The following is a 25,702-nucleotide window of genomic DNA, read 5'->3' as shown; positions in this document are numbered from 1 at the left end:
TATTGCCGAGGTGGTGGAATTGGTAGACACGCAACCTTGAGGTGGTTGTGCCCATAGGGTGTAGGGGTTCGAGTCCCCTTCTCGGTACCAATTATCAGGAGAGCCCGCGATTGCGGGCTTTCTTGTAGGTGGAAGGGTTACATTGACCCTGTAAGGGATCGGTCGTATACTTCCGCCCCAGCTTTGTCGCGGGATGGAGCAGTCTGGTAGCTCGTCGGGCTCATAACCCGAAGGTCGTCGGTTCAAATCCGGCTCCCGCAACCAGTTTCAGGGGCCCCTTCCAAGGGGCTTTTTGTTAGCTGGACACTTTATAACGCCGCTATTCGACGGCGTTTCAGGGATGGGCGATTCGCCCATTTTTTTTTATTTGCACAGCATGCACAAACATGCACGAGGGGGTTCAGGTGTCGAGCAAGCTAGAACAGTTGCAGGCCTTGTTGGCCCCGGTGGTCGTGGCCCTTGGCTATGAATGCTGGGGTATTGAGTTTTCGGCTCAAGGTCGCCACTCACTGTTGCGCGTTTATATCGATAAGGAAGGCGGCGTGTTGGTGGACGATTGCGCCATCGTCAGCCGTCAGATCAGCGGTGTACTGGATGTTGAAGATCCAATCACCTCCGAGTACACCCTTGAAGTTTCCTCGCCTGGCATGGAGCGCCCCCTGTTCACACTTGAACAGTTCGCTTTGTTTGCCGGTGAACAAGTGAAGATCAAGCTGCGCTCGCCTTTCGAAGGTCGACGCAACTTCCAAGGCCTTCTGCGCGGTGTAGAAGAGCAGGACGTCGTGGTGCAGGTAGATGACCATGAGTTCCTGTTGCCGATCGATATGATCGACAAGGCCAACATTATTCCCAGTTTTGACTGATACGTGCCAGATACTGCGGATCCCGCGGATCCAATGGCTTGCGAAAGGCGAGGCGTACGATGAGCAAAGAAGTACTGCTGGTTGTTGAGTCGGTATCCAATGAAAAGGGCGTACCGGCTAACGTTATTTTTGAAGCGCTGGAGCTGGCTCTGGCCACTGCTACCAAGAAGCGGTTCGAAGACGAAGTTGATTTGCGTGTGGAGATCAATCGCCACACCGGTGCCTACGAGACTTTCCGTCGCTGGACGGTGGTCGAGGAAGCCGACCTGGACGATCCAGCTATCGAAACCTGGCCGAGCAAGGTTGCGGAAACGCACCCGGGCGCCAAGGTCGGTGATGTCGTCGAAGAAAAAATCGAGTCCATCGAATTCGGTCGCATCGCTGCACAGACTGCCAAGCAGGTCATTGTGCAGAAGGTTCGCGAAGCCGAGCGCGCGCAAGTCGTCGACGCTTATCGCGAGCGCCTGGGGGAAATCATCTCCGGCACCGTGAAAAAAGTCACCCGCGACAACGTGATCGTCGACCTGGGCAACAACGCCGAAGCGTTGCTGGCTCGCGAAGACATCATTTCTCGCGAAACTTTCCGGGTTGGCGTGCGTTTGCGTGCGCTGCTCAAGGAAATCCGCACCGAGAACCGGGGCCCGCAGCTGATCCTGTCGCGTACAGCGCCGGAAATGCTGATCGAGTTGTTCCGCATCGAAGTGCCGGAAATTGCTGAAGGCCTGATCGAAGTCATGGCCGCTTCCCGTGATCCGGGTTCGCGCGCCAAGATCGCGGTCCGCTCCAAGGACAAGCGTATCGACCCACAAGGTGCCTGCATCGGCATGCGTGGTTCGCGTGTCCAGGCCGTATCCGGCGAGTTGGGCGGCGAGCGCGTGGACATCGTCCTGTGGGACGACAACCCGGCTCAGTTCGTGATCAATGCCATGTCGCCTGCTGAAGTGGCGGCAATTATCGTCGACGAAGATGCCCACGCCATGGACATCGCCGTTGGCGCAGACAATCTGGCTCAGGCCATCGGTCGCGGTGGTCAGAACGTGCGTCTGGCCAGCCAATTGACTGGCTGGACCCTGAACGTGATGACCGAATCGGACATCCAGGCTAAGCAGCAAGCTGAAACCGGCGACATCCTGCGCAACTTCATCGAAGAGCTTGAAGTCGATGAAGAGCTGGCGCAGGTGCTGGTGGATGAAGGCTTTACCAGCCTGGAAGAGATTGCCTACGTACCGGTGGAGGAAATGCTCAACATCGACGGCTTTGACGAGGAAATCGTCAACGAGCTTCGCGCTCGGGCCAAGGATCGTTTGTTGACCAAAGCCATCGCTACTGAGGAAAAGCTGGCAGACGCCCATCCGGCCGAAGACCTGCTCTCGCTTGAGGGCATGGACAAGGATTTGGCGATGGAACTGGCGGTGCGCGGCGTAATTACCCGCGAAGACCTGGCCGAGCAGTCTATTGACGATCTGCTCGACATCGACGGCATTGACGATGATCGTGCCGGCAAGTTGATCATGGCCGCCCGAGCCCACTGGTTCGAGTAATTAGGCGCGGCCTGAGGAGAGAAGTGCATGACGCAAGTCACGGTGAAACAACTGGCCGATGAGGTCAAAACACCGGTAGAGCGCCTGTTGCAGCAGATGCGTGAGGCAGGTCTGCCGCACACCGCCGCCGAGGAACATGTGACCGACAGTGAAAAGCAGTCCCTGCTGACTCACTTGAAGAGCAGTCACAAGGCAAAAGTGGAAGAACCGCGCAAGATCACTCTGCAGCGTAAAACCACCAGCACCCTGCGTGTTGCCGGTAGCAAAAGCATCAGCGTTGAAGTACGCAAGAAGAAAGTCTTCGTACAGCGCAGCCCGGAAGAAATCGAAGCCGAGCGCAAACGCGAACAGGAAGAACGTCGCGCAGTAGAAAATGCTGCTCGCCAGAAGGCTGAAGAAGAAGCCAAGCGTCGCGCCGAAGAAGAAGCGCGCCGCCAGCCTGCTGCTGCGCAGACCGCTCCGGTAGAAGCCGTCGAGGCTGTTGCCCCGGCCGCCGAACCTGTGCGCGAAGCGGCGCCAGTCGTGGCTGCTGCCCCGGCTCCAGCCGACACTCGCAAGCGCGACGAACAGCGTCGTCCGGACAAGCCACGTGCCGACGACAACCGTCGTGGCAGCGGCGATGGTGAGCGCAAGAACGCGCCTCATCGTGCTTCGGTCAAGGAAAAGGCGCCAGCACCTCGTGTTGCGCCACGTACCACCGACGAAGAAAGCGACGGCTTCCGTCGTGGCGGTCGCGGCAAGGCCAAGCTGAAGAAACGCAACGCCCACGGTTTCCAGAGCCCTACCGGCCCTGTCGTGCGTGAAGTGAAGATCGGCGAGACCATCACTGTGGGCGATCTGGCCCAGCAGATGTCGGTCAAGGCTGCTGAAATCATCAAGTTCATGTTCAAGCTGGGTACGCCAGCCACCATCAACCAGGTACTGGACCAGGAAACTGCCCAACTGGTTGCTGAAGAGCTGGGCCACAAAGTGACCCTGGTCAGCGACACCGCCCTGGAAGATTCCCTGGCCGAGTCCCTGAAGTTCGAAGGCGAGGCGGTTTCCCGTGCTCCGGTCGTGACCGTCATGGGCCACGTCGACCACGGTAAAACGTCCCTGCTCGACTACATTCGTCGCGCCAAGGTGGCGGCCGGTGAAGCGGGTGGTATTACCCAGCACATCGGTGCGTACCACGTTGAAACCGACCGCGGCATGGTGACGTTCCTCGACACCCCGGGTCACGCCGCGTTTACCGCGATGCGTGCCCGTGGTGCCAAGGCGACCGACATCGTGATCCTGGTGGTTGCAGCGGACGACGGCGTGATGCCACAAACCATCGAAGCCGTTCAGCATGCCAAGGCTGCTGGCGTGCCGCTGGTGGTTGCGGTGAACAAGATCGACAAGCCGGGCGCCGATCTCGATCGCATCCGCAGCGAACTGTCGGTCCACGGCGTGACCTCCGAAGAGTGGGGTGGCGACACTCCATTCGTTCCGGTCTCGGCGAAGATGGGTACTGGTGTTGACGAACTGCTCGAAGCCGTTCTGTTGCAAGCCGAGGTTCTCGAACTGACCGCTACGCCTTCGGCACCTGGCCGTGGTGTTGTGGTTGAATCGCGCCTCGACAAGGGCCGTGGCCCGGTTGCAACGGTCCTGGTCCAGGACGGTACGCTGCGTCAAGGCGACATGGTGCTGGTCGGCTCGAACTATGGCCGCGTGCGCGCCATGCTCGACGAGAACGGCAAGCCTATCAAGGAAGCCGGTCCGGCTATCCCGGTCGAGATCCTCGGCCTGGATGGTACCCCGGACGCTGGCGACGAGATGAGCGTTGTGGCTGACGAGAAGAAAGCCCGTGAAGTGGCTCTGTTCCGTCAAGGCAAGTTCCGCGAAGTCAAACTGGCTCGTGCTCACGCTGGCAAGCTGGAAAACATCTTCGAGAACATGGGCCAGGAAGAGAAGAAGACGCTCAACATCGTCCTCAAATCCGACGTCCGTGGTTCCCTGGAAGCGTTGAACGGCGCCTTGAATGGCCTGGGTAACGACGAAGTGCAAGTGCGTGTGGTCGGTGGCGGCGTCGGTGGTATCACCGAGTCCGATGCCAATCTGGCACTGGCTTCCAACGCTGTACTGTTCGGCTTCAACGTGCGTGCCGATGCCGGCGCTCGCAAGATCGTCGAGCAGGAAGGCCTGGATATGCGTTACTACAACGTGATCTACGACATCATCGAAGACGTCAAGAAAGCGTTGACCGGTATGCTGGGCAGCGACGTCCGGGAGAACATCCTGGGCGTGGCCGAAGTTCGCGACGTGTTCCGTTCGCCGAAGTTCGGTGCCATCGCCGGTTGCATGGTGATCGAAGGTGTCGTTCACCGTAACCGTCCGATCCGTGTACTGCGTGAAGACATCGTGATCTTCGAAGGCGAGCTGGAATCCCTGCGTCGCTTCAAGGATGACGCTTCCGAAGTGCGTGCCGGCATGGAATGCGGTATTGGCGTCAAGAGCTACAACGACGTCAAGGTTGGCGACAAGATCGAAGTCTTCGAGAAGGTCCAGGTTGCTCGCAGCCTCTAACTCGCGCACTTCAAGAGCCGCGCCGGGCAGCCGCATGAACATGCGCTGCCTGGCTGGCGGACTCTAAACGCAACGCCCGGTCTGGCTTTTTGCCAGGCCGGGCGTTTGCCGCTTTCAGACCTCACGGGTTTCACCGTGGGGCAGTAACAGGTAACAAGACATGGCAAAAGAATACAGCCGTACCCAACGAATCGGCGATCAGATGCAGCGCGAGCTGGCCCAACTGATCCGTCGCGAAGTCAAAGACCCGCGCGTCGGCCTGGTCACCATCACCGCAGTGGAAGTCAGCCGTGACGTCGGTCACGCCAAGATTTTCATCACCGTGATGGGCCAGGACAGCGCCGAAGAAATCGCCCAGAGCATCAAGGTGCTCAACTCGGCCGCCGGCTTCCTGCGTATGCAGTTGGCTCGGGAGATGAAGCTGCGCAGCGTCCCGCAGTTGCACTTCCATTACGACGAAAGCGTCGCCCGGGGTGCGCATCTGTCGGCACTGATCGAGCGCGCCGTGGCGGAAGACAGCCAGCACCCGGTTGCGGCTGAACCTGAAGACACCAAGGAGTAATCGGTGGCTCAGGTCAAACGTATCCGTCGTAACGTCAGCGGTATCATCCTGCTCGACAAGCCGCTGGGGTTCACCTCCAACGCGGCGTTGCAGAAGGTTCGCTGGTTGCTCAATGCTGAAAAGGCCGGGCACACCGGTAGCCTCGATCCGCTGGCCACTGGCGTGCTGCCACTGTGCTTTGGCGAGGCGACCAAGTTCTCCCAGTACCTGCTCGATTCCGACAAGGGTTACGAAACCCTGGCGCAACTGGGCAAGACGACTACCACGGCGGACGCCGAGGGTGAAGTTTTGCTGGAGCGCCCGGTGACCGTTGGTCAGACGGATGTCGAAGCGGTGTTGCCGAAATTTCGCGGGCAAATCAGTCAGATACCGCCGATGTACTCGGCTCTGAAGCGTGATGGCCAGCCGCTGTATAAACTGGCTCGTGCAGGCGAAGTAGTGGAGCGTGAACCGCGTTCTGTTACTATTGCGCGCTTGGAATTGCTGGCCTTTGACGGTAATACTGCGCGGCTGGCCGTGGATTGCAGCAAGGGCACCTATATCCGCACCCTGGTGGAGGATATTGGCGAGCAGCTCGGCTGTGGCGCGTACGTGGCAGAATTGCGACGGACCCAGGCCGGGCCTTTCACGTTGGCCCAGACGGTCACGCTGGAAGAGCTTGAAGCGGTGCATGCCGAAGGCGGCAACGAAGCGGTCGACCGTTTCCTGATGCCATCGGACAGCGGCCTGCTGGATTGGCCGCTCTTGCAGTTCTCGGAACACAGCGCGTTCTACTGGCTCAACGGCCAGCCGGTACGCGCCCCGGATGCGCCGAAGTTCGGCATGGTCCGGGTACAGGATCATAACGGTCGCTTCATCGGTATCGGTGAAGTGAGCGAAGACGGGCGCATTGCGCCGCGTCGGCTGATTCGGTCGGAATGACCGGAACCAGCCTGCGTAACAGCGGGTTGGCGAGTGTGGCTGTTAACAGGCACGGTCACTACTCATTTATAGATACAGGGATTTGTCCCTGGCCTGTTGAAGCTGTTCCTCGGAACAGTTTCCTGACTAAAAGGATTGCCTCATGGCTCTCGACGTTCAAGAAAAAGCTCAAATCGTAGCTGACTACCAGCAAGCTGTTGGTGACACTGGTTCGCCAGAAGTGCAAGTTGCACTGCTGACCGCCAACATCAACAAACTGCAAGGTCACTTCAAGGCCAACGGTAAAGATCACCACTCCCGTCGTGGTCTGATCCGCATGGTAAACCAGCGTCGCAAGCTGCTGGACTACCTGAAAGGCAAGGACGTGAGCCGTTACAGCGCTCTGATCGCTCGCCTGGGTCTGCGTCGCTAATCAGCGATTGCGCAAGAGGTTGGTGGTCTGTCGTACGTCAGTGGGGTTTCCCGCTGGCGCATGGCAGGCTCCCAGCCTCAAGTTTTATCTGGATACACGTTTTACCCTGGACAGGCGTCGGGCCGATTCCCGTCATTGCCCAAGAATTTCGCAAGAAGACAAGTTCCCCAAGAGCCACAAAGAAGGTAGGACACCGTGAACCCGGTAATCAAAAAATTCCAGTTCGGTCAGTCGACCGTTACCCTCGAGACTGGCCGTATCGCCCGTCAGGCCTCCGGCGCAGTGCTGGTCACCGTTGACGACGACGTCAGCGTATTGGTGACCGTTGTCGGTGCCAAGCAAGCCGATCCAGGCAAGGGCTTCTTCCCTCTGTCTGTTCACTACCAGGAAAAGACTTACGCTGCCGGTAAGATCCCTGGCGGTTTCTTCAAGCGCGAAGGCCGTCCTTCCGAGAAGGAAACCCTGACTTCCCGACTGATCGACCGTCCGATCCGTCCGCTGTTTCCAGAAGGTTTCATGAACGAAGTGCAGGTTGTCTGCACCGTCGTGTCCACCAGCAAGAAAACCGATCCGGACATCGCTGCGATGATCGGTACCTCGGCTGCCCTGGCTATCTCCGGTATTCCTTTCGATGGCCCGATCGGCGCTGCCCGCGTTGCGTTCCACGAAAGCACCGGCTACCTGCTGAACCCGACTTACGAGCAGTTGAAGGCGTCGAGCCTGGACATGGTCGTGGCCGGTACTTCCGAAGCCGTGCTGATGGTTGAATCCGAAGCCAAGGAACTGACCGAAGACCAGATGCTGGGCGCCGTGCTGTTCGCCCACGACGAGTTCCAGGTGGTGATCAACGCCGTCAAGGAACTGGCCGCAGAAGCCGCCAAGCCAACCTGGACCTGGGCACCACAGCCAGAAGCCACCGAGCTGCTGGGCGCGATCCGTGCCGAGTTCGGCGACGCGATCTCCCAGGCCTACACCATCACCATCAAGGCCGACCGCTACGCACGCCTGGGCGAGCTGAAAGACCAGGTCGTTGCCAAGTTCTCCGGCGAAGAAGGCCAGCCATCGGCCAGCGACGTCAAGGCTGCTTTCGGTGAAATCGAATACCGCACCGTTCGCGAAAACATCGTAAACGGCAAGCCGCGTATCGACGGTCGCGACACCCGCACCGTTCGTCCGTTGAACATCGAAGTCGGCGTCCTGCCAAAGACCCACGGTTCGGCCCTGTTCACCCGTGGCGAGACCCAGGCGCTGGTCGTTGCAACACTGGGCACCGCCCGTGACGCGCAACTGCTGGACACCCTGGAAGGCGAAAAGAAAGACCCGTTCATGCTGCACTACAACTTCCCTCCGTTCTCGGTGGGCGAGTGTGGTCGCATGGGTGGCGCCGGTCGTCGCGAAATCGGTCACGGCCGTCTGGCCCGTCGTTCGGTCCAGGCCATGCTGCCAGCCGCTGACGTGTTCCCGTACACCATTCGCGTGGTGTCGGAAATCACCGAGTCCAACGGTTCGAGCTCGATGGCTTCGGTCTGCGGCGCTTCCCTGGCCCTGATGGACGCTGGTGTGCCGATGAAGGCACCGGTTGCGGGTATCGCCATGGGTCTGGTTAAAGAAGGCGACAAGTTCGCCGTCCTGACCGACATCCTGGGTGACGAAGACCACCTGGGCGACATGGACTTCAAGGTGGCCGGTACCGCCAAAGGCGTCACCGCACTGCAGATGGACATCAAGATCAAGGGCATCACCGAAGAAATCATGGAAATCGCCCTGGGCCAAGCCCTGGAAGCGCGCCTGAATATCCTCGGTCAGATGAACCAGATCATCGGTCAGTCCCGTACCGAGCTGTCGGAAAATGCTCCGACCATGATTGCGATGAAAATCGACACCGACAAGATCCGTGATGTCATCGGTAAAGGCGGCGCGACCATCCGTGCGATCTGCGAAGAAACCAAGGCTTCGATCGACATCGAAGACGACGGTTCGATCAAGATCTTCGGCGAAACCAAGGAAGCGGCAGAAGCAGCACGCCAGCGCGTCCTGGGCATCACCGCGGAAGCCGAGATCGGCAAGATCTACGTCGGCAAGGTTGAACGCATCGTCGACTTCGGCGCGTTCGTCAACATCCTGCCGGGCAAGGACGGTCTGGTTCACATCTCCATGCTGAGCGATGCTCGCGTCGAGAAAGTGACCGACATCCTGAAGGAAGGCCAGGAAGTGGAAGTGCTGGTACTGGACGTGGACAACCGCGGCCGTATCAAGCTGTCCATCAAGGACGTCGCGGCAGCCAAGGCATCGGGCGTTTAATCACCCCCTCGCTTAGCTGCTGAACAAGCAAACGCCCCGACTGGTTCGGGGCGTTTTGCTGTGTGGTGAAAATCACCGCCAGGCAGGTTGCCTGGCTACGGGGGACGGTGCTAGTTTTAGCCACCGCCCGTGTAGCTCAGCCGGTAGAGCAGCGCACTCGTAACGCGAAGGTCGCAGGTTCGATTCCTGTCTCGGGCACCATCTCCCCTCGTTATTTCACCTTCCTGCTCAGCTCCTCGACCGTGCGTTTGAGCTGCTCCATCTCGTTGTCCTGATCGCTGAGTTCCCGTTTCAGGGACGAAATCTCGCTGTTGCTCGAACTCGAACTGGAGCCGCTATTGCGCTTGAGTTCTTCCACCTGCTTGCCAAGATCCTTCAGATCGCTTTCCTGTTCCTTGATGGTGCGCTTGAGCTCGTCGATCTCCTTGCTGCTGGAGGTGGAGCTGGACCCGCTGTTGCGCTTGAGTTCTTCGATCTGGCGGGCCTGGTCGCTGAGGGTGCGTTTCTGGTTTTCCAGTTCGTCGGCATTGTTCTTTACGGCTTTTGGCAGGTTTTCCAAGGCGCTGGCGCTGACATTGGTCTTTACGAGTACGTACTTATCGAATTGGTTGTAATGAAGTGCAGGAATGGCGTCGTGGTCAGAGGGACCATCGGAGGAGACTTCAACCGCCGCTTGGGCAACGCCGGCCAAGGTCAGGCTGCCGAGCAGCAAGGTCGCGGTAGCAAGACGGGTCGACGAACGTTTCGAAAAGCTGCGCATCACTGGGGTTCCTTGTGAGATGCCGGAATAGCACATTGCTATGACTGGTTGTTCTGACAGATGTTCCCTAGTCCCCTTAGCTTCGTATGCACATGGTTTTTTGTGGGGTAGATGTAAAGAGCCGTGTAAATCGTTGGCAAAACATCCTATATTCACTGCCTGCATGAGCACCGCCCAGCAGTTTTCAGATGATCCACGAATGGTTCTGAAGGCCAGGTGAACCGGGCTTCTAACGGCTTCCTGCGTCAGAGAGATCCTTGATGATCCAGATCCATCTTCCATTCCCCAGATCAACGAGAACGCCATGACTGTTAAAGCATTGTCCCAGGAAGCCAGGCACGAAGAAGCACTGAAGAAATATGTGCTGGATGCGCCCCAGTTGCTGGAAGAGATCAAGGACTTGTCCGCCGACGATCAGAAAGACCAGATCCAATGGGCATTCGAGGACGAGGCCGAAGCCCAGGGGCTGCAACCCTGGGAGTTGACGCTCAAGTACACCAGCACGCCTGAAGAGTTCGAGGTGCAGCGCCTTGCATTGCACAAGGAAGCGGCCGAGGTGTTGGGTGTGGAATGGGAAGAATACTGCGAGATGAATAATCTGGTGGTCTGAGAACACGCGGTAAGAGCGACACTGTGGCGAGGGAGCTTGCTCCCGCTGGGTTGCGCAGCAGCCCCAAAAAGAGGGGGCCGCTTCGCGGCCCAGCGGGAGCAAGCTCCCTCGCCATGGACTATCTTCGTTTCTGATTGCCCGGCGTCAGCCTGTCAGAGGCTCAGTCGCATCGACAGATCCACCGCCTTCACATCCTTGGTCATCGCCCCGATCGAGATGTAGTCCACCCCGGTCTCGGCTATCGGGCGCAACGTGCTTTCGTTGATGCCGCCGCTGGCCTCCAGTTTCGCCTTGCCGCCATTGAGGCGTACGGCTTCGCGCATGTCGTCCAGGCTCAGTTCGTCGAGCATGATGATGTCGGCACCGGCCGTCAGCGCTTCTTTCAATTCCGCCAGGCTTTCCACTTCGACTTCCACCGGTTTGCCCGGTGCGATCTTATGGGCGGCGGCGATGGCCTGGGCGATCCCGCCGCAAGCGGCGATGTGGTTTTCCTTGATCAGGAAGGCATCGTACAGGCCGATGCGGTGGTTATGGCAGCCGCCGCAGGTGACTGCGTATTTCTGGGCCAGGCGCAGCCCGGGCAGGGTCTTGCGAGTGTCCAGCAACTTCACTTGGGTGCCGGCGACAAAGTCGGCCAGGTAGCGGGCCCGGGTGGCGACGCCCGACAGCATCTGCAGGAAGTTCAGCGCGCTGCGTTCGCCGGTCAAAAGCGAGCGGGCCGGGCCTTCCAGATGGAACAGCACCTGGTCGGGGCTGACCCGGTCGCCATCGCGCACTTGCCAATGCACCGCGACACGCGGATCCAGCTGCCGGAACACGGCATCGACCCAGGCCGTGCCACTGATGATCGCCGCATCGCGGGTGATGATGGTGGCCTTGGCCAGGCGTTCGGCGGGGATCAGTTGCGCGGTGATGTCGCCGCTGCCGACGTCTTCAAGCAACGCGCGGCGCACGTTGGCTTCGATTTCGGCGGTCAGGTCGGCGAGGCGTAGATTCGGCATAACGGGCTCCACAAACAAAGTGGCCTGGATTATAGGGTGTCGAAACCTGCATTTGGTCGCGTCCTCGCAACATTTCCTCATTTCCTCGGTCACTAGTTGCGCCGTATTTCGAGCTGCGTCACAGAGTACCGCTGGTGCGGCGGGGTTCTTTTACCCATAATCCGCCTTTCGATTGACGCCATAGCTTTGACGTCATGAGCCGAAGAACCGTTTCAGGAGGCCAGGATGCACAACGACGGGAATGTAGTGCCTTTGCACAAGGTGTCTACCGATCAGGCGACTCGCTCGCCGCTCGCCCGCCTGCCTGTGATTCTGCTTCAGGTTCGCGACAAGGCCGCCCAGCAGTTGCGCCTGGGCTTGCAGGGGCTGTTCGATAACGCTGACGACACCTTGTTCGAAATGGCCGACCGGGCGCGCGATGACGTCGAGCAGAACCTGTACTTCGAGGCCATGCGGGACCTGCGCCTGAAGCGCAAAAGCATCGAGCGGGAATTCATCGAGCAGTTCTTCGAGACCTTCGTCAACCTGGCCCAGTACGACCTGACCCACGCCACCTTGGCGCCTACCCTGGCGTCGGACGGTCAACCCCGGCGCTCCCAGGACGACCTGGAGCGGCAGTTGGCGGTCGAGGCCATGGTCGCTCGGGTGCTCAGGCGCGATGGCGTGGCGCTGGAGCAACTGACGGCCCGGCTCGGTGTGCTGCTGGCTCGACCGCTGGGCAATCAGCACAATCCCCTGAGCCCGGCACTGCTGTGCGAAAAGTTCTTGCAGGCCGGGCGCAACCTGGGCGTGGGCATCAAGGTCAAGCTGATCCTGCTCAAACTGTTCGAGCGTTATGTGCTCAGCGAGTGCGACCAACTTTATACCGAGGCTAACCAGTTGCTGGCGGCCACGGGGATCCTGCCGGAGCTCAAGGTGACGCCGGCGCGTCGGGTCTCGGATCGCCCCGAGGATAACCCCAGGCCCAACGCCGAAATCGCCGCCAAACCCAGCGATGCCGAAGTTGACGACAGCGTGCAGGAAGTGTTCGCCGCCTTGCAGAAGCTATTGATGCAAGTGCGCGGCAGCGTGGCGCCGACCCTGGAACCCAGTGTGCCGCCCCAGCCAATTTCTACCCGTGACCTGCTGCGGCTGCTCTCGCATTTGCAGCAATACGTGCCGGCGCCTGCCGTGCAGGACGAGTTCGACCTGCGTAGCCAGCTCGAACAACTGCTGACCCGGGTCAGCGTCAGGAGTGGCAAGTCCCGGGTGGTCGACGGCGCGGATGAAGATGTGATCAACCTGATCTCGATGATGTTCGAATTCATCCTCGACGACCATAACCTGCCAGATTCCTTCAAGGCCCTGATCGGTCGCCTGCAAATCCCGATGCTCAAGGTCGCGGTGCAGGACAAGAGCTTTTTCAGCCGCGGTAACCATCCGGCCCGGCGACTGCTCAACGAAATCGCGGCCGCGGCCATGGGGTGGGGCGATTGCGACGATCATCAGCGTGACAGCCTGTACTTGCGCATCGAGCAGGTCGTGCAGCGCTTGCTGAATGACTTCGTCGATGACCCGGCGATTTTCTCCGAACTGCTCGCCGATTTCCTCGCCTTCACCAGTGACGAGCGGCGCCGCAGCGAGTTGCTTGAGCAGCGTATCCGCGACGCCGAAGAGGGGCGGGCCAAGGCCGAACTGGCGCGCCAGCGTGTCGAAGGGGCGCTGAACCAGGTGATGCTGGGCAAAGTCTTGCCACAAGCGGTGGTGGAGTTCGTGCAGCAGGCCTGGAGCCAGGTGTTGTTGCTGACCTGTTTCAAGCACGGCAAGTATTCCGCCGAGTGGCAGGCTGACGTCCTGACCCTGGAGCAATTGATCTGGAGCGTCGAGCCTCACGACGAGCCCGATGCGGGCCTGCGTCTGCTGGCGATGGTGCCGGAACTGCTCAAGGCCCTGCGTGAAGGCCTCAGCCGTTCGGCGTTCGACCCATTCGCCACCAGCGAGTTTTTCAGTGAGCTGGAAGTCCTCCATGTGCAGGCGCTCGAACGCGTGGGCCAGGCAACGGAACAGGTCCAGTCGCTCGATTCGCCGGCCATGGTCGAGGTGTCGGAAAGAATTGTTTTGCGTGCGCCGCAAAAGTCGGCGGGGGAGAGCGTGGCGGTGCATTTGCCGGCGGATGACGTCGGCCTGCTGCAGGTCGACCAACTGCATCTGGGGAGCTGGGTCGAGTTCCAGGAGGACGAGGACAATTCCCTGCGTTGCAAGCTGGCGGCGATCATCGAGGCCACCGGCAAATACGTCTTCGTCAATCGCACTGGCCTCAAGGTGCTGGAGCACAGCCGCACCAGCCTGGCCCTGGAGTTCCGCCGGGGCGCGGCGCGGCTGTTGGACGACACCCTGTTGTTCGACCGGGCGCTGGAGTCGGTGCTGGGCAATCTGCGCCAGCTCAATCGCGGCAAGTGATCGCGCAGCCCGGCCCGATCACGGCATACTGACGGCATTCACCGTCGTCATCGAAGGAACCTGTATGCAGTTGGACTCCGCGAGCGGTTGGTGCGAGGGGGTGCGTCATTGCCCGTCGCCCAACTTCAATGCGCGCCCGGAAGGCGAAATCTCCCTGCTGGTGATCCACAACATCAGCCTGCCACCGGCACAATTCGCCACGGGCAAGGTGCAGGAATTCTTCCAGAATCGTCTGGATGTCACGGAACATCCCTACTTTGCCGGTATCGCCGACTTGCGCGTCTCCGCACATTTCCTGATCGAACGTGACGGCAGCGTGACCCAGTTTGTCTCTTGTCTGGATCGCGCGTGGCATGCGGGCGTCTCGTGCTTCGAGGGGCGTGAGACCTGTAACGATTTTTCCCTGGGCATCGAGTTGGAGGGCACGGATGATCTGCCATTCACCGACGCGCAATATGTCGCATTGGTGGACCTGACCCGGCAGTTGCAAGCGGCGTTCAGGGCGATCACCGTGCAGCGTATCTGCGGGCACAGCGACATCGCTCCAGGGCGCAAGACCGATCCGGGACCGGCATTCGACTGGGCGCGCTATCGCGCGGCCCTGACAGAAGGGGAAGGACAATGAGTTTTCTGGTGTTGCTGCTGGCCGTCTGGATCGAGAAGTTCTCGGCCTTGCGCCTGCGGGTCCAGCGCGACGGCGGTTGGCTGCGCGAGCTGAACAAACTCGAGGCGAGCCCACGGTGGGTCAACCGGCCTTGGCTGGTGTTGACGGCGATGGTCCTGCTGCCCGTGGCCCTGCTGGCGTTGCTTTTGTGGGTGCTGGAGCCAGTGGCCTACGGTTTGCTGGCGCTGCCGGTGCACTTGCTGGTGGTGATTTATAGCCTGGGGCGCGGTGATTTGCTGGCTGCTCTTGGGCCGTTTCGCGACGCCTGGCGGCGGGAAGACCTGCAAGCGGCGGCTCATGTGGCCAAGCGCGACCTGGACATTGAAGCCGATGACGGTGAGCAGTTACTGGAGCGAGTCCAGGGCCATTTGTTGTGGCAGGCCTACCAGAGCTTTTTCGCGGTGATTTTCTGGTACTTCGTGTTGGGCCCGGTCGCGGCCTTGAGCTATCGATTGCTGGCGCTGGCTGCCGAGCACAGCCAGAACCCCGGCGTCGCCGAGCGGGCCGCGCAAATGCGCCATGCCTTCGATTGGGTGCCGGTGCGGTTGCTGGCGGCGAGCTTCGCCCTGGTGGGCAATTTTGTTGCGGTCAGCCGGGTCATGTTGCATGAACTGTTGAACTGGAACATCAGCGCCGCCGACCTCATCGACAAGGTTGGCCTGGTGGCTGGCGAGATCCCCAAGCCCGTCGCCGGGCCGGACGGCATCAACAGCCTGGATCGCCTATGGGAATTGCTGCTGCGTGCGGCGGTGCTCTGGTATGCCGGGTTTGCGTTGTGGACGGTGTTGGCCTGATCAACGTACAAGGTTGTATATAAGCGCTTTTTGTGGCGAGGGAGCTTGCTCCCGCTCGGCTGCGCAGCAGCCGCAAACCCGGACAAAGCGATCTTCCTGAAGGAACCCGGGGGCCAGCTTCGCGGGCCAGCGGGAGCAAGCTCCCTCGCCACAGTGCTGCCGTGGCCAATCTCTCTCGTTAACCTTAAGTTACAAATCTCCCCGCCGATTTAGGCTATACAGGGACAGCGCCCGAATAGTGGCTTTCTGCTGTCTCCGTGCGCGCGCTCATAACAATAAGAACACTACCGGGAGACTTCCTAGTGAAGAGTTTGCTCTGGCCCGCCGTCGCGCTGATGAACCGCCTGAGCTTCGGCATGAAGTTCAGCCTGATCAGCGTGCTGTTCCTGCTGCCCATGCTGGTGACCAACTTCTTTCTGGTGCGTGATTCCTATCGGGAATTCCAGGGCACCCAGGTGGAGCTGCAAAGCCTCGACCTGCTGGGCAGCAGCCTGGCCCTGCGCCGGGACCTGGAAACCCTCAACAACCTGGTGCAGATCAATGCCAGCCTGGGCCAGTCCGGCAAGGCCGGTGATGTGGAGGCGAAAATCGGTAGCCTGGAACAACAGGTCCTCACGCGTCTGCAAGGCATGACCGCCATGGCCATCGAGCCCGAGCAGGTCAGTGCCTTCGAGGCCAAGCGCGACGAGATGATCGGCGCTTTCAAGGCCCAGCAAGCTGAAAGCTCCCTGCAGAGCAAAAGTGCGTTGATCGGCAAATTGCTCAACAGCGCCCAGATGTTCAGCCAGATCATCGCCAGCCAGGCGGGGCTGAGCCGCGACAACCAGAGCGACATCCGCCAGCTCAGCGAACTGATCATCGGCACCACCCCCAAGGTCACCCAGATCCTCGGCGAAGGCCGGGCGCTGGGTGCGTCCTCGTTGGGGCTGGGGTTTCTCAATTCGGCGTCGAGCACCCGCTTCGACGAGTTGCTGGGGCAGATCGAAAAGCTCCAGGGTGAGTACGACTTGAAACTGCAGGACGCCCTCGGTTCCAGCAAAGCGGCTGGGCAAGCCCTTGCCACCCAGGTCGACGGCAGCAAAGGCACCCTGAAAAAAGCCTCGGAACTGATCGAGGAACAGGTGGTGATGGCCGACACCCTCGATGCGCCGTGGCCGGCATTCTTTGATCAGGTCAGCGGCTTGATGGCGCAGACCTATCAATTGAACGAAGCGACCCAGGATTTTCTCGGTGTGCAGTTGCAACAGCGCCTGGAGCAGAATCGCAGCCATATGGTGCTGCAAGCCGTGGCGCTGATGGCGGTGTTCCTGTTGATTTTCTACCTGTACGCCGGCTTCTACGCGTCGACCCGCACCACCCTCCAACACCTGGGCCAGATGATGGATAAGGTGGCGGCGGGGGACATGACGGTCAATTTCGTCGCCCGCAGCCAGGATGAACTGGGCGAATTGGGTGAAGTGTTCAACGGTACGGTGGCGAAGATCCACGACCTGATCGAACAGGTCGGTCGCACCGTCGCGGAAGTCGAACGCCAGGCCGGGCAGGTGGAAACGGTATCGGCCCGGAGCAACCAGGCTGTCGCTGGCCAGCGCAGCCAGATCGAACTGGTGGCCACGGCGATGAACCAGATGTCGGCCACGGCCCAGGAAGTGGCCCGCAGTGCCGCCGCCGCGGTGAGCAGCGCCCACAGCGTGAACGACGAAACCCTCAGCGGGCGCGGGCTGGTGGAGTCCCAGCAGGGCAGCATCGCCCGCTTGGCCAGCGAGATTGACCAGTCGGTGCAGGTGATCAATCAACTGGCGACCGACAGCCAGGCCATCAGCCGCGTGCTGGATGTGATCAAGAGCATCGCCGAACAGACCAACCTGCTGGCCCTCAATGCCGCCATCGAAGCCGCCCGAGCCGGTGAGCAGGGGCGTGGTTTTGCCGTGGTGGCCGATGAAGTCCGGACCCTGGCCAAGCGGACCCAGCAATCGACCGAAGAAATCGAAGCGATGATCACCCGCCTGCACGGCGGTGTCGGTGCCGCCGTCAAGGCGATGGGCACTAGCCACGAGATGGCCAGCGGCACCGTCGGCCAGTCGGAAAAGGTCCAGCAGGCCTTGGAAAATATCCTCGGTGCGGTCGGCATGATCGTCGACCAGAACCAGCAGATCGCCGCCGCTGTGGAACAGCAGACGGCCGTGGCCCATGACATCGACCAGAACATCGTCGAGATCAACCGCGCCGGCGAACGCACCGCCGAAGGCGCCCACCAGACCGAAGACGCCAGCCGTGCGTTGTCCGCCCAAGTGGTGCAGCTCAAGCAGTTGATCAATGCGTTTCGGGTGTAGCTATCGGTCGCCGATCCAATGTGGGAGCGGGCTTGCTCGCGAAAGCGGTGTATCAATCGACAAACAGGTTATCTGACACTCCGCTTTCGCGAGCAAGCCCGCTCCCACAGGAGGAATCACCAGTTGAACAGTTTGCGGGCATTGGCTGTGCTGGCCTCGGCCAGTCGCTCCGGGCTGACCCCCATGATCCCCGCCAATGCCTCGCAAATCGCCGGCAAATGCGCCGGGCTGTTGCGTTGTCCGGGAAACATCGCCGGGGCCATGTCTGGTGAGTCGGTTTCCAGCACCACCGCCTCCAGCGGCAGTTTCGCCAGCACCCGGTGCATGCGCAGGGCCTGGGGCCAGGTCGCGGCGCCGCCGAGGCCGAGTTTGAAGCCGAGCTTGAGGTATTCGCGGGCCTCTTCAAAACTGCCGGCGAAGGCGTGGATGATGCCCGCGCGTGAAGGGCCCATCCGCTTGAGGGTCGCGATCACGTCGGCATGGCTGCGGCGCACGTGGATCAGCGCCGGCAGTTCGAACTCCACGGCCAGTTGCAACTGTGCTTCAAACAGCGTCTGCTGGCGTTCGCGGTCCAGGGTGGGGATGTAGTAATCCAGGCCGATTTCCCCCACGGCACACAATTGCCGGTGCCCGGCCAGGCGACCCAGCCATTCGCGCAACAGCGACACGTCGTCGGGTTGGTGCTGATCGAGGTACACCGGGTGCAGGCCCAAGGCGGCATGCAGGTCCGGGTCGCCTTGCACCAGCTCCCAGACCCGCTGCCAATTGTCCCGGTACACGCCCAGTACCACCATTTGCCGCACGCCCAAGGCGCGGCTTTCGGCCAGCAGGGCCGGGCGATCCGCGTCAAAGTCTGGAAAGTCCAGGTGGGTGTGGGTGTCGATCAACTCCATGCATCAATCCTGAAGAAACGTCAGCCCTGGTGGATCCGCTGCTTGAACGTCCGCGCGATGGCCTGCACGCCTGGCTGGTAATCATCGTTTTCGATGGCCGCCAGGGCCAGTTCCAGGGCCTTGTCGGCGATCAATTGATGTTGCTGGGACATGGCATTGACCGGCAGCGGCAGGAAGTCCAGCAACTGCGTGTCACCGAACGTGCCCAGGCGCAGCGGACGCGCCTTGAGCGGGAAATCGTGCAGGGCGTCGAACACCCCTTGCAGCAGCACGTAGGACGTCGTGATCAACGCATCCGGCAGATGCCCCAGGCGCGCGAGCATTTCCTCCATCAACTGGCGGCCGCACTCACGGCTGAACGACTCGCCGTGTTCGATCAACACCTGGCCCTCGAACCCGGCCAAGGCCTCGCGAAAGCCCGCGGCCCGTTCCTGGCTGATGCTCAGCTCGGGACGGGCGCTGATCAAGGCGATTTGCCGAGGGTGGGTCTCCAGCAGGCTGCGGGTCAGGTGCAGGCTGGCCTGGCGGTCGTCGCTGATCACTGAGCAGAAATGCGCCGGTTCCATCACCCGGTCGATGGCGATGATCGGAATGCCCTTGGCCTGCAACTGCTGGTAGCTGTCGTCGCCGGCCGGCAGGCAACTGGCGACGATCAACGCATCGCAGCGCCGGGCACGGAACAGTTGCAACAGTTGCCGTTCACTCTCAGGTGCATCGTCGGAACTGGCGATCAGCAACTGATAGCCCCGCGCCCGTGCGCCTTGTTCCAGCAACTTGGCGATGCGGGCGTAACTGGGGTTCTCCAGGTCTGGCAGGATGAAGCCCAGGGTCCGGGTGTGCCGGCTGCGCAGTCCGGCGGCCTGGGGGTTGGGCGTGAAGCCGTGTTCCTCGACCACCGCCCGCACCCGTTCGACGGTGGCGCTGCTGATGCGTTGCTGTTCGGCCTTGCCGTTGATCACATAACTGGCGGTGGTCACGGACACACCGGCCAGTTGGGCAATATCACTGAGTTTCAACCCGGTTTTCCTTGTTTTTTCGAGTTAGCCCCGACGATAAGGGCCATCCTACCCGATTCAAGCTGACGGTCACCGTCCAAGCGCTTACGACAAGTTGCACTTCAAGGATGAGAGATTATCGAGTAACGTGCCAATCTTTCTAGATTAAACGTTTCAGCAAGCGTATTTTCAAGGCTAGCAGAATTTTTGGCCGCTCTGCCGCGATACCGCCAAAAGCTGTCCTGCAACGCTAAGCTGATTCATTCAAAACAATACCTGGCGCCAACCGGACGCCAAAAAGGAGAAAGCATGCTCGAGCTCACTCTAGAGCAGATATCCATGGCGCAGACGGCTGTGGATAAAGACGCTGCACTGCAATTGCTCGCCGACAAACTGGTGGCCGATGGCCTGGTAGCCGAGGGTTACCTCGCCGGCTTGCAGGCTCGCGAAGCCCAGGGTTCGACCTTTCTTGGCCAAGGTATTGCCATCCCCCACGGCACCCCGCAGACCCGCGACCTGGTCTACTCCACCGGCGTGCGTCTGCTGCAATTCCCCGAAGGCGTGGACTGGGGCGACGGCCAGATTGTCTACCTGGCCATCGGCATCGCCGCCAAGTCCGACGAACACCTGCGCCTGCTGCAACTGCTGACCCGCGCCCTCGGCGAGACGGACCTGGGCCAGGCCCTGCGCCGTGCCGGTTCCGCCGAAGCCTTGCTGAAGCTGCTGCAAGGCGCGCCCCAGGAATTGGCCCTGGATGCGCAGATGATCGGCCTCGGTGTGTCGGCTGACGATTTTGAAGAACTGGTATGGCGCGGCGCTCGGTTGTTGCGCCAGGCCGACTGCGTGAGCAACGGCTTTGCCGGCGTGTTGCAGCAAGTCGATGCGCTGCCCCTGGGCGATGGCTTGTGGTGGCTGCACAGCGAACAGACCGTCAAGCGCCCGGGCCTGGCGTTCGTTACCCCGGACAAACCCATCCGTTACCTGGGCCAACCGTTGAGCGGTCTGTTCTGCCTCGCCAGCCTCGGCGAGGCCCACCAGGCTTTGCTGGAAAGGCTTTGCGCCCTGCTGATCGAAGGCCGCGGCCACGAATTGGGCCGCGCCACCAGCAGCCGCAAAGTGCTGGAAGTGCTCGGCGGTGAATTACCCGCCGACTGGCCCAGCGCGCGCATCGGCCTGGCCAATGCCCATGGTCTGCATGCACGTCCGGCGAAGATCCTCGCCCAATTGGCGAAAAGCTTCGAAGGCGAGATCCGCGTGCGCATCGTCGACGGCCAGGACAGCGCCGTGTCGGCCAAGAGCCTGAGCAAGTTGCTGAGCCTGGGCGCCCGTCGCGGCCAGGTCCTGGAATTCATCGCCGAACCGAGCATTGCCGCCGATGCCTTGCCGGCGCTGCTGGCGGCCATCGAAGAAGGCCTGGGCGAAGAAGTCGAACCGCTGCCGCCGCCGAGTGCGCCGCGGGAAACCGCAATGGCCGAAGTCGCGACCGTCATGTTGGCGCCCGAAGCCGGCAGCCTGATCCAGGCCGTCGCCGCCGCCCCGGGCATCGCTATCGGCCCGGCCCACATCCAAGTGTTGCAGGCCATCGATTATCCGATGCGCGGTGAGTCGGCAGCCATCGAGCGCGAGCGCCTGCAAAACGCCCTGAACCAGGTGCGCCGCGATATCCAAGGTTTGATCGAACGCGCCAAGGCCAAGGCCATCCGGGAGATTTTCATCACCCACCAGGAAATGCTCGACGACCCGGAACTGACCGACGAAGTCGACACCCGCTTGAAGCTGGGCGAGAGTGCGCAAGCGGCGTGGATGGGCGTGATCGAAGCCGCCGCCAAAGAGCAGGAAGCCTTGCAGGACGCCTTGCTGGCCGAACGTGCCGCCGACCTGCGGGACGTTGGCCGTCGAGTGCTGGCGCAGCTGTGCGGCATCGAAACCCCGGCTGAACCCGAACAACCCTACATCCTGGTGATGGACGAAGTCGGCCCGTCCGATGTCGCCCGTCTGGACCCGGCTCGCGTGGCGGGGATCCTCACCGCCCGTGGTGGCGCCACCGCCCACAGCGCCATTGTCGCCCGCGCCCTGGGCATTCCGGCGCTGGTGGGCGCCGGTGCGGCGGTGTTGCTGCTGGCGCCGGGCACATCGTTGCTGCTGGATGGCCAACGCGGTCGCCTGCACGTGGACCCTGACGCCGCCACTTTGCAGCGCGCCAAGGAAGAACGCGACACCCGCGAACAGCGTCTCAAGATCGCCGCCGAGCAGCGTCACGAACCGGCGGTGACCCGTGACGGTCATGCCGTGGAAGTGTTCGCCAACATTGGCGAAAGCGCCGGCGTCGCCAGCGCGGTGGAGCAGGGCGCCGAAGGCATTGGCCTGTTGCGCACCGAACTGATCTTCATGGCTCACACCCAGGCGCCGGACGAAGCGACCCAGGAAGCCGAATACCGTAAAGTGCTCGATGGCCTGGCCGGTCGGCCGCTGGTGGTGCGCACGCTCGATGTGGGCGGCGATAAGCCGCTGCCGTACTGGCCGATCGCGAAAGAAGAAAACCCGTTCCTCGGCGTGCGTGGGATCCGCCTGACATTGCAGCGCCCGCAGGTCATGGAAGCGCAACTGCGGGCCTTGTTGCGCTCGGCGGACAGCCGTCCGCTGCGGATCATGTTCCCGATGGTGGGCAGCGTCGATGAGTGGCGCCAGGCCCGGGACATGACCGAGCGCCTGCGCCGGGAAATCCCCGTGGCAGACCTGCAACTGGGGATCATGATCGAAGTGCCGTCCGCCGCGTTGCTGGCGCCGGTGCTCGCCAAGGAAGTCGACTTCTTCAGCGTCGGCACCAACGACCTGACGCAATACACCCTGGCGATCGACCGTGGTCACCCGACGCTGTCGGCCCAGGCCGATGGCTTGCACCCGGCCGTGCTGCAACTGATCGACATCACCGTGCGCGCCGCCCATGCCCATGGCAAATGGGTCGGAGTGTGTGGCGAGCTGGCGGCCGATCCGCTGGCGGTGCCGGTGCTGGTGGGCCTGGGTGTGGACGAACTGAGTGTCTCGGCCCGCAGCATTGCCGAGGTCAAGGCGCGGGTCCGCGAATTGAGCCTGGCGCAAGTACAAACCCTGGCCCAAGAGGCTTTGGCCGTGGGCAGCGCCGATGACGTGCGCGCATTAGTGGAGGCGCTGTAATGGCGAAGATTCTTACCCTGACCCTCAACCCGGCGCTCGACCTCACGGTGGAGTTGGCGCGCCTGGAGCCGGGCCAGGTCAACCGCAGCGACGGCATGCATGCCCACGCCGCCGGCAAGGGCGTGAACGTGGCCCAGGTGTTGGCCGATCTTGGCCATACGCTGACGGTCAGTGGTTTTTTGGGCGAAGACAATGCCCAAGTGTTCGAGACGCTGTTTGCCCAGCGTGGTTTTGTCGATGCCTTTATCCGTGTCCCTGGCGAGACTCGCAGCAACATCAAGCTGGCCGAGCAGGACGGACGTATCACCGACCTCAATGGCCCGGGGCCGATGGTCGACGAAGCCGCGCAGCAAGCGTTGCTGGCGCGCCTTGAGCAAATCGCTCCCGGCCACGATGTGGTTGTGGTGGCCGGCAGCCTGCCCCGGGGCGTCAGCCCACAGTGGTTGCAGGCGCTGATCCTGCGCCTGAAAAAACTCGGCCTGAACGTGGCCCTCGACACCAGCGGCGAAGCCTTGCGCGTCGCCCTGGCGGCGGGGCCGTGGCTGATCAAGCCGAACACCGAGGAGCTGGCCGATGCGCTGGGTTGCGAGGTGGTCAGCGAAGCGGCCCAGGCGCAAGCGGCGCAGCGCCTGCATGCCCAGGGTGTCGAACATGTGGTGATTTCCCACGGAGCCGATGGCGTGAACTGGTTCAGTGTCGGTTCGGCGCTGCATGCGTCGCCACCCAAGGTGACGGTTGCCAGCACCGTGGGCGCCGGCGATTCGCTGCTGGCGGGCATGCTGCACGGCCTGCTCAGTGCCGACACCCCGGAGCAGACGCTGCGCACCGCCACGGCCATCGCTGCCATGGCCGTCACGCAGATCGGTTTTGGCATCCACGACACCGCGTTGCTGGCGTCGCTTGAACAGGGTGTGCGCGTGCGCCCCCTGACAGAACAATAAGAGGGTTCGCAAGATGAAATTAGCCATTGTGACGGCCTGCCCGAACGGCATGGTTACCAGTGTGTTGTGCGCCCGCCTGCTGGACGCCGCGGCGCAGCGCCAGGGTTGGAGCACCAGTGTCGAAGTCCATGACGCGGCCCATCCGGAGCGCCAGTTGTCGGCCACGACCCTCGAAGCGGCCGAGTGGGTGTTGCTGGTCGCCAGCGGCCCCGTGGACCTGTCGCGGTTCGTTGGCAAGCGGGTGTTTCGCAGCACGCCGGCCCTGGCCCTCCAGGACGTTGATGCGGTGCTGCGTCGTGGCGCCGAAGAAGCTGAGGTCCTGGGCGAGGCCGACGTGTTCGCGCAAGAACCGGCGACTCCGACCGAGCGCGCTCCACGCCTGGTGGCGATCACGGCTTGCCCGACTGGCGTGGCCCACACTTTCATGGCCGCCGAAGCCTTGCAGCAGGCGGCGGCGCGCTTGGGTTACGACCTGAAGATCGAAACCCAGGGCTCGGTGGGCGCGCGCAATCCGTTGAGCCCCGAGGCGATCGCCGAGGCCGATGTGGTACTGCTGGCGACCGATATCGAAGTCGCCACCGAACGTTTTGCCGGCAAGAAAATTTATCGTTGTGGCACCGGCATTGCCTTGAAACAGGCCGAAGCCACGTTGAAAAAAGCCTTGGCCGAAGGCCGCCAGGAAAGTGGGGCGAGTGGCGCCGCTTCGGGGCCGGCGAAAGCGGAAAAAAGGGGTGCCTATAAGCACTTGCTGACAGGCGTATCGTTCATGCTGCCGATGGTGGTGGCCGGTGGTTTGATGATCGCTTTGTCGTTCGTGTTCGGCATCGAGGCCTTCAAGGAACCTGGAACCCTGGCGGCGGCGCTGATGCAAATCGGCGGCGAAACCGCGTTCAAATTGATGGTGCCGCTGCTGGCCGGCTACATCGCCTATTCCATCGCCGACCGTCCGGGCCTGGCCCCGGGCATGATCGGCGGGATGCTGGCGAGCACCCTCGGCGCCGGCTTCATTGGCGGGATCATCGCCGGGTTCCTGGCCGGCTACGCGGCCAAGGCGATCAACCGCTACGCGCGCTTGCCCCAGAGCCTGGAAGCGCTCAAGCCGATCCTGATCATTCCGCTGCTGGCGAGCCTGTTCACCGGCCTCGTGATGATCTACATCGTCGGCAAACCGGTGGCGGGCATGCTCGAAGCCCTGACCCACTTCCTTGACAGCATGGGCACCACCAATGCGATCCTGTTGGGCGTGTTGCTGGGGGCGATGATGTGCGTCGACCTCGGCGGGCCGATCAACAAGGCCGCCTATGCATTTTCCGTGGGGCTGCTGGCGTCCCAGAGTTATGCACCGATGGCCGCGGCCATGGCTGCTGGCATGGTGCCGCCCATTGGCCTGGGCATCGCCACCTTCATCGCCCGGCGCAAATTCGCCCAGACCGAACGCGAGGCCGGTAAAGCGGCGCTGGTGCTGGGGCTGTGCTTTATCTCCGAAGGTGCGATCCCGTTCGCGGCCAAGGATCCGCTGCGGGTGATCCCGGCCAGCATCGCCGGCGGCGCGCTGACCGGTGCGCTGTCGATGTACTTCGGCTGCAAGCTCATGGCCCCCCACGGCGGCCTGTTCGTGATGCTGATCCCCAACGCCATCAACCATGCGCTGTTGTACCTGCTGGCGATCGTGGCGGGGAGCCTGCTGACGGCGGTGGCGTATGCGCTGCTCAAGCGGCCTGAGGTGGTAGAGATGGCGTTGGAGCCGGCCAAGGCCTGATTTAAGTTACACCACCCTACCTGTGGGAGCGGGCTTGCTCGCGAAAGCGGCGTGTCAGACAACATTTTCGTTGACTGACACACCGCTTTCGCGAGCAAGCCCGCTCCCACAGTGGCTTTTGGGGGGGGCATGAAATTCCTGTCACACCCACTTCACACTCCCATGCTTAAGTTTTCCCATTTCAAGGGAGAA

At 61.7% G+C, this 25,702-nt stretch carries 19 protein-coding genes, 3 tRNA genes and 2 pseudogenes; 20 read left to right on the top strand and 4 right to left on the bottom strand.

Features of this window, described 5'->3' with window-relative positions; genetic code table 11:
• Positions 1-4: 4 nt before the first annotated feature.
• From HU767_RS10930 to HU767_RS10885, 10 genes are all read left to right on the top strand, one after another.
• Positions 5-90: transfer RNA gene (locus HU767_RS10930), tRNA-Leu, on the top strand.
• Between the two features lie 97 nt (positions 91-187).
• Positions 188-264 (top strand) — tRNA-Met (locus tag HU767_RS10925).
• A gap of 140 nt (positions 265-404) precedes the next feature.
• Entirely contained in the window at positions 405-863 is a 459-nt protein-coding gene (rimP, locus tag HU767_RS10920; RefSeq protein WP_053118762.1) for a ribosome maturation factor RimP, read from the top strand.
• A 59-nt stretch (positions 864-922) separates the two neighbouring features.
• Entirely contained in the window at positions 923-2,404 is a 1,482-nt protein-coding gene (gene nusA / locus HU767_RS10915; RefSeq protein WP_003177868.1) for a transcription termination factor NusA, read from the top strand.
• A 27-nt stretch (positions 2,405-2,431) separates the two neighbouring features.
• Positions 2,432-4,951 carry a translation initiation factor IF-2 gene (infB, locus tag HU767_RS10910; protein WP_186705986.1) on the top strand — a complete coding sequence of 840 codons (2,520 nt, stop codon included), beginning with the start codon at positions 2,432-2,434 and terminating at the stop codon, positions 4,949-4,951.
• 160 nt (positions 4,952-5,111) lie between these two features.
• On the top strand, positions 5,112-5,513 hold the full coding sequence (rbfA, locus tag HU767_RS10905; protein WP_053118363.1) for a 30S ribosome-binding factor RbfA: 402 nt from the start codon (positions 5,112-5,114) through the stop codon (positions 5,511-5,513).
• 3 nt (positions 5,514-5,516) lie between these two features.
• A complete protein-coding gene (gene truB, locus HU767_RS10900) occupies positions 5,517-6,434 on the top strand; it encodes a tRNA pseudouridine(55) synthase TruB (RefSeq protein WP_186705987.1) in 918 nt (305 codons plus the stop codon).
• Positions 6,435-6,576: 142 nt separating this feature from the next.
• Positions 6,577-6,846 carry a 30S ribosomal protein S15 gene (gene rpsO / locus HU767_RS10895; RefSeq protein WP_011332409.1) on the top strand — a complete coding sequence of 90 codons (270 nt, stop codon included), beginning with the start codon at positions 6,577-6,579 and terminating at the stop codon, positions 6,844-6,846.
• Positions 6,847-7,041: 195 nt separating this feature from the next.
• On the top strand, positions 7,042-9,147 hold the full coding sequence (gene pnp / locus HU767_RS10890) for a polyribonucleotide nucleotidyltransferase (protein ID WP_186729522.1): 2,106 nt from the start codon (positions 7,042-7,044) through the stop codon (positions 9,145-9,147).
• A 125-nt stretch (positions 9,148-9,272) separates the two neighbouring features.
• A tRNA-Thr gene (locus HU767_RS10885) sits at positions 9,273-9,348 on the top strand.
• 10 nt (positions 9,349-9,358) lie between these two features.
• Here the strand turns inward: HU767_RS10885 and HU767_RS10880 are convergent.
• On the bottom strand, positions 9,359-9,907 hold the full coding sequence (locus HU767_RS10880; protein WP_186729521.1) for a hypothetical protein: 549 nt from the start codon (positions 9,905-9,907) through the stop codon (positions 9,359-9,361).
• Positions 9,908-10,211: 304 nt separating this feature from the next.
• On the opposite strand from HU767_RS10880, the gene HU767_RS10875 reads away from it, so the two are divergent.
• The gene (locus tag HU767_RS10875) at positions 10,212-10,517 is read left to right on the top strand and encodes a DUF6388 family protein (RefSeq protein WP_186729520.1); all 306 of its coding nucleotides are present in this window, start codon (positions 10,212-10,214) and stop codon (positions 10,515-10,517) included.
• A 152-nt stretch (positions 10,518-10,669) separates the two neighbouring features.
• On the opposite strand, the gene nadC is transcribed toward HU767_RS10875, so the two are convergent.
• A complete protein-coding gene (gene nadC / locus HU767_RS10870) occupies positions 10,670-11,518 on the bottom strand; it encodes a carboxylating nicotinate-nucleotide diphosphorylase (protein WP_186705990.1) in 849 nt (282 codons plus the stop codon).
• A gap of 225 nt (positions 11,519-11,743) precedes the next feature.
• Here nadC and HU767_RS10865 point away from each other — a divergent pair, with 225 nt between their 5' ends.
• From HU767_RS10865 to HU767_RS29175, 5 genes and pseudogenes are all read left to right on the top strand, one after another.
• Positions 11,744-13,957 (top strand): DUF1631 domain-containing protein, encoded by a 2,214-nt coding sequence (locus HU767_RS10865; RefSeq protein WP_186705991.1) that lies wholly within the window; start codon positions 11,744-11,746, stop codon positions 13,955-13,957.
• Positions 13,958-14,021: 64 nt separating this feature from the next.
• Entirely contained in the window at positions 14,022-14,582 is a 561-nt protein-coding gene (gene ampD, locus HU767_RS10860; protein WP_186729519.1) for a 1,6-anhydro-N-acetylmuramyl-L-alanine amidase AmpD, read from the top strand.
• Positions 14,579-15,415 (top strand): regulatory signaling modulator protein AmpE, encoded by an 837-nt coding sequence (gene ampE, locus HU767_RS10855; protein ID WP_186705993.1) that lies wholly within the window; start codon positions 14,579-14,581, stop codon positions 15,413-15,415. The genes ampD and ampE overlap by 4 nt, the downstream gene beginning before the upstream one ends.
• Positions 15,416-15,717: 302 nt before the next feature.
• Positions 15,718-17,748 (top strand): methyl-accepting chemotaxis protein, encoded by a 2,031-nt coding sequence (locus HU767_RS10850; RefSeq protein WP_186729518.1) that lies wholly within the window; start codon positions 15,718-15,720, stop codon positions 17,746-17,748.
• A gap of 2 nt (positions 17,749-17,750) precedes the next feature.
• A pseudogene (locus tag HU767_RS29175) lies at positions 17,751-17,858 on the top strand (metal ABC transporter ATP-binding protein); the annotation flags it as partial.
• A 6-nt stretch (positions 17,859-17,864) separates the two neighbouring features.
• Here the strand turns inward: HU767_RS29175 and HU767_RS10845 are convergent.
• A complete protein-coding gene (locus HU767_RS10845; RefSeq protein ID WP_186729517.1) occupies positions 17,865-18,641 on the bottom strand; it encodes a TatD family hydrolase in 777 nt (258 codons plus the stop codon).
• A 20-nt stretch (positions 18,642-18,661) separates the two neighbouring features.
• Positions 18,662-19,657: a catabolite repressor/activator gene (gene cra, locus HU767_RS10840; RefSeq protein ID WP_186729516.1), complete on the bottom strand. Its 996-nt coding sequence runs from the start codon at positions 19,655-19,657 to the stop codon at positions 18,662-18,664.
• Between the two features lie 288 nt (positions 19,658-19,945).
• Between cra and ptsP the strand changes: the two genes are divergently transcribed.
• From ptsP to HU767_RS29170, 4 genes and pseudogenes are all read left to right on the top strand, one after another.
• Positions 19,946-22,810, top strand: a complete 2,865-nt coding sequence (gene ptsP, locus HU767_RS10835) for a phosphoenolpyruvate--protein phosphotransferase (RefSeq protein WP_186705997.1) — start codon at positions 19,946-19,948, stop codon at positions 22,808-22,810.
• Positions 22,810-23,751 carry a 1-phosphofructokinase gene (gene pfkB / locus HU767_RS10830; protein WP_186705998.1) on the top strand — a complete coding sequence of 314 codons (942 nt, stop codon included), beginning with the start codon at positions 22,810-22,812 and terminating at the stop codon, positions 23,749-23,751. Before ptsP ends, pfkB begins: the two co-directional genes overlap by 1 nt.
• 13 nt (positions 23,752-23,764) lie before the next feature.
• The gene (locus HU767_RS10825; RefSeq protein ID WP_186729515.1) at positions 23,765-25,510 is read left to right on the top strand and encodes a PTS fructose-like transporter subunit IIB; all 1,746 of its coding nucleotides are present in this window, start codon (positions 23,765-23,767) and stop codon (positions 25,508-25,510) included.
• 22 nt (positions 25,511-25,532) lie between these two features.
• Positions 25,533-25,622: pseudogene (locus HU767_RS29170) on the top strand (metal ABC transporter ATP-binding protein); the annotation flags it as partial.
• Positions 25,623-25,702: the final 80 nt, after the last annotated feature.

This window comes from Pseudomonas sp. SWRI179, assembly GCF_014268705.1.
Classification (GTDB): domain Bacteria; phylum Pseudomonadota; class Gammaproteobacteria; order Pseudomonadales; family Pseudomonadaceae; genus Aquipseudomonas; species Aquipseudomonas zanjanensis.
This window is presented reverse-complemented; position numbering and strand designations above follow the sequence as displayed.

Coding starts and splice junctions, on each gene's coding strand:
- nusA (WP_003177868.1), top strand. CDS start 923: ATGAGCAAAGAAGTACTGCTGGTTGTTGAGTCGGTATCCAATGAAAAG.
- infB (WP_186705986.1), top strand. CDS start 2,432: ATGACGCAAGTCACGGTGAAACAACTGGCCGATGAGGTCAAAACACCG.
- rbfA (WP_053118363.1), top strand. CDS start 5,112: ATGGCAAAAGAATACAGCCGTACCCAACGAATCGGCGATCAGATGCAG.
- rpsO (WP_011332409.1), top strand. CDS start 6,577: ATGGCTCTCGACGTTCAAGAAAAAGCTCAAATCGTAGCTGACTACCAG.
- HU767_RS10880 (WP_186729521.1), bottom strand. CDS start 9,907: ATGCGCAGCTTTTCGAAACGTTCGTCGACCCGTCTTGCTACCGCGACC.
- HU767_RS10875 (WP_186729520.1), top strand. CDS start 10,212: ATGACTGTTAAAGCATTGTCCCAGGAAGCCAGGCACGAAGAAGCACTG.
- nadC (WP_186705990.1), bottom strand. CDS start 11,518: ATGCCGAATCTACGCCTCGCCGACCTGACCGCCGAAATCGAAGCCAAC.
- HU767_RS10865 (WP_186705991.1), top strand. CDS start 11,744: ATGCACAACGACGGGAATGTAGTGCCTTTGCACAAGGTGTCTACCGAT.
- ampD (WP_186729519.1), top strand. CDS start 14,022: ATGCAGTTGGACTCCGCGAGCGGTTGGTGCGAGGGGGTGCGTCATTGC.
- ampE (WP_186705993.1), top strand. CDS start 14,579: ATGAGTTTTCTGGTGTTGCTGCTGGCCGTCTGGATCGAGAAGTTCTCG.
- HU767_RS10845 (WP_186729517.1), bottom strand. CDS start 18,641: ATGGAGTTGATCGACACCCACACCCACCTGGACTTTCCAGACTTTGAC.
- ptsP (WP_186705997.1), top strand. CDS start 19,946: ATGCTCGAGCTCACTCTAGAGCAGATATCCATGGCGCAGACGGCTGTG.
- pfkB (WP_186705998.1), top strand. CDS start 22,810: ATGGCGAAGATTCTTACCCTGACCCTCAACCCGGCGCTCGACCTCACG.
- HU767_RS10825 (WP_186729515.1), top strand. CDS start 23,765: ATGAAATTAGCCATTGTGACGGCCTGCCCGAACGGCATGGTTACCAGT.